We start from the raw sequence: 2,848 nt of genomic DNA on the forward strand, positions 1-2,848 counted from the left end.
CCCGGCAGCCAGGTCGTCGCGAGGAGCCCCCTTGCGCTCCGCCAACGCGGCCGCGAGGGCGTGTTCGACCGCGGCGTACTTGGCCTGATCTCCCGCGGCGAGGCTCGGCGTGCGGCTGATCAGGCGGCCGAGGGCCTCGGCTTTCGGATCGGGAGGCGAACGCGCGAGGTCGATGAAGGCGTTCTCCACCATGTCCAGCAGCGGCTCGTCCGCCGACCGGCGCGCCACCGCCGCGGCGATCATGGCCGGAAAGCCGGCCTTGGTGGACAGGACGATCTCCTCCTTCGACCCGAAATAGTGGAACAGGCTCCGTCTGGAGACGCCCGCGGCCTCCGCGATTTCGTCCAGCGTGGTCGCCTCGAACCCTTGCTCGAGAAACAGCCGCACGGCCTCGGCCTGGATGCGGGCATGGGTCTCCGCCCGCTTGCGTTCCCGCAAGCCGGCCTCGAGAGACGGGCCTATTTGCACTTCTTGCATATTTGCACTTGATGCATATAATCCAACTGCACCGATTTGGCGAACAGATCGCGGAGGATAGCCGACATGACCGCCTGGACCACCCGCGACATTCCCAATCTGACGGGCAAGCTGGCCATCGTGACCGGAGCCACCGGCGGCTTGGGGCTGGAAACCGCCCTGGCGCTCGCGGCGGCGGGCGCGGAAGTGGTCCTGGCGGCGCGGAACCCGGACAAGGGCCGGACGGCCGAGACCTTCATCCGGCGCCGCGTCCCCGAGGCCAGACTCCGGTTCGAGCCGGTCGACCTGGCCAGCCTGGCGTCGGTGAAGGCCTTTGCCGATCGGCTGGTCTGGGAAGGCCGTCCCGTCGACATCCTGGTCAACAACGCCGGGGTGATGGATCTGCCCACCCGCCAGGCCACGGTCGACGGCCACGAGGCCCAGTTCGGGATCAACTACCTGTCGCACTTCGCCCTGACCGGGCGTCTGCTCCCGCTGCTTCGCGCCGGATCGGCGCGCGTCGTACAGCTGTCCAGTATCGCGCATCGTGGTGGCCGCATTCGGCTCGACGACCTGAACGCCGAGGCCGGCTACAAGGCGTGGCCGGCTTATCAGCAATCCAAGCTGGCCATGCTGATCTTCGCCATGGAGTTGCAGCGGCGCAGCGACGCGAACGGCTGGGGCCTGACCAGCGTGGCGGCGCACCCGGGCCTGGCGCGAACCGACCTGATCGCCAACGGCTCCGCACGGGAGAGGCCGTTGCAAGCCTTCGTGACCCGCCGCCTGATCGGCGTGGTGGGCCAGCCGGCCGCCGCCGGCGCCCTGCCCTCGCTGATGGCCGCGACGTCGCCTGAGGTGCAGCCCAGCGGCTATTACGGCCCGCAAAGTTTGGGCGAGACCCGGGGCCCGCCTGGCCGAGCCAGGATCGACCCGGCGGCTCTGGACGCCCAGACCGCCGCGCGGCTTTGGGAGGCTTCCGAACGCCTGACCGGCGCGACCTTCGTCTAGTCGGGCCTCCCGCACGTGCGAAGCACGTCAATGTGAACGCCGGTCACTGCGACAGGCGTATGCTCTCCCATGCGTAGTCAAGAACCGAAACAGGCGTTTGGGAGGCGCTATTGGTCATGATGTCACGCGTACAGAAGGGTCTGGTCGCAGGTTTCGCGGCCACTATCGCGGTCTCGGTCATCGAGCTCGTGAACGTAACGGTCGGCCATTGGGCCGTCAGCTTCCCGCAGTTGCTGTCCGTCATGCTGCAGATGCCAGAGAACTCGGCTGTCGGCTGGGTCGCCCACTTCGTCGCCGGCACGCTGGTGCTGGGGCCGCTGTTCGCGGTCCTCTACCCCCGTCTGCCGACCGACACCCCCGAATCGAAGGGCATTCTGTTCGCCGTTTGCGCCTTCATCGTCATGGGCCTGACGATCGCGCCGCTGGCCGGCGTGGGGATGTTCTTCATGCGGGCCGGCTTCGGCACCCTGGCCTGGATGATCGCCAGCCACGCCCTGTTCGGGATCGTGATGGGCAACGTCTACGGCCGGCTGCTTCGGCGCGAGAAGCACCACCACCCGATCGGCGCCGCGCCGGCGCACTGATCGGGCCGCAAAGGAAAAGGGCCCCAAGCGGAACGCCGGGGCCCTGTTCGGTCTCCTGTCTCGCCTGATCTAGTTCAGGCGCGCGCCCAGCTGAGCGATCGCGGCGTCGAGCTGCGGGTCGCTCTTCTGGCCCGCCAGACGGGCGGTCAGGATCTGCTCGGCGGCCTTGGCGGCCAGGTCGGCGGCCGCGGCCTTCACTTCCGCGGACGCCTGGGCCTCGGCCTGGGCGATGCGGCGCTCGGCCAGGGCCTGGCGTCGGGCCAGGGTCTCTTCCAGCTTGGCCTTGGACTCTTCCTCCAGGCGGCGGGCGTCGGCTTCGGCGGCCTTCAGCATCTCGGCGGCCTGGGCCTCGGCCTCGGCCTTCTCCTGGCGGATCTGAGCCAGCAGGGCCTCGGCTTCCGTGCGCAGCCGGGCGGCCTCGTCCAGTTCGCCCTGGATTTTGGCGGCCTTGGCGTCCAGCGTTCCGGCGACCAGCTTGGGCACGCCGGCGACGGCGACGATCACGAAGAAGATCACCAGGCCGATGGCGACCCAGAGTTCCGGGTTGGCCAGGTCGTAGAGGTGGGGATTGAAGAATTCCATCAGGCGGCGCCCTTCACGGCGGCGGCGGCTTCGGCGCTGGTGGGCGCCTTGCCGGTGAGACGGTCGACGATGGCCGCGGCCGTGTCCGAAGCGATGGACGAGACGTTGGTCATGGCGGCGTCGCGGGTCTTGGCGATGGCGGCTTCGGCCTCGGCGATGCGGGCCGAGACGGTCGCCTCTTCCGCGGCGGCGCGGGCGTTGGCGGCGTCGGTCACCCG

4 protein-coding genes and 1 pseudogene are annotated in these 2,848 nt (G+C 69.3%); 2 read left to right on the forward strand and 3 right to left on the reverse strand.

Annotated features, from left to right (window positions below; genetic code table 11):
- Positions 1 to 438 (reverse strand): TetR/AcrR family transcriptional regulator (locus tag AC2W7C_RS16200; RefSeq protein WP_486002320.1); only part of this gene is annotated, 438 nt, incomplete at its 3' end.
- A 105-nt stretch (positions 439 to 543) separates the two neighbouring features.
- Between AC2W7C_RS16200 and AC2W7C_RS16205 the strand changes: the two genes are divergently transcribed.
- Positions 544 to 1,464, forward strand: a complete 921-nt coding sequence (locus AC2W7C_RS16205) for an SDR family oxidoreductase (protein ID WP_486002321.1) — start codon at positions 544 to 546, stop codon at positions 1,462 to 1,464.
- A gap of 116 nt (positions 1,465 to 1,580) precedes the next feature.
- Positions 1,581 to 2,048, forward strand: coding sequence for a DUF6789 family protein (locus AC2W7C_RS16210; RefSeq protein ID WP_486002322.1), 468 nt, complete (start codon positions 1,581 to 1,583; stop codon positions 2,046 to 2,048).
- A 69-nt stretch (positions 2,049 to 2,117) separates the two neighbouring features.
- Here AC2W7C_RS16210 and AC2W7C_RS16215 read toward each other — a convergent pair whose 3' ends face one another.
- Complete coding sequence (locus AC2W7C_RS16215) at positions 2,118 to 2,630, reverse strand: F0F1 ATP synthase subunit B (RefSeq protein ID WP_486002323.1); 513 nt, start codon at positions 2,628 to 2,630, stop codon at positions 2,118 to 2,120.
- Positions 2,630 to 2,848: pseudogene (locus AC2W7C_RS16220) on the reverse strand (F0F1 ATP synthase subunit B family protein); the annotation flags it as partial. The pseudogene AC2W7C_RS16220 and the gene AC2W7C_RS16215, both read right to left, overlap by 1 nt.

The sequence above is a fragment of the Brevundimonas sp. CURTG3B2_SDJG genome, assembly GCF_057364705.1.